The following is a 392-nucleotide window of genomic DNA, read 5'->3' on the forward strand; positions in this document are numbered from 1 at the left end:
AGACCGTGCTCAACAAGGCCTCGCTCATCGGGCGGGAGGCGAAGTACGCGCCGGACCGCCCCAAGATGGCGCGCGCGATCGAGAACCGGCTTGCGATCAACATGGCGCTCCAGATCGATGCGGCGGTCGCGTATGGCCTGAACAAGCCGGGAACCGAGCTGACGCGTGAGGACACGCAGAACCCTGATAACCCGTTCAACACCTATGTGCACAAGGGTCTCCCGCCAACTCCGATCGCGAGTCCGGGTGCCGAGTCGTTGGCCGCAGTCGTGAACCCCGAGCCGGGCGAGTGGATCTTCTGGACTGCCGTGAACCTCGAGACCGGCGAGACGAAGTTCGCGGTGACGTGGGACGACCACGAGGCGAACGTCGCCGAGCTTCGTCAGTGGCAG

1 protein-coding gene is annotated in these 392 nt (G+C 65.1%); it reads left to right on the forward strand.

All coding sequences use genetic code 11. From position 1 onward, the window contains the following. A partial coding sequence (locus G3I78_RS50440; RefSeq protein ID WP_164437388.1) for an endolytic transglycosylase MltG occupies window positions 1-392 on the forward strand: 392 nt, incomplete at both ends.

The organism is Streptomyces sp. SID13726 (assembly GCF_010548375.1).
In the GTDB taxonomy this organism is placed as follows: domain Bacteria; phylum Actinomycetota; class Actinomycetes; order Streptomycetales; family Streptomycetaceae; genus Streptomyces.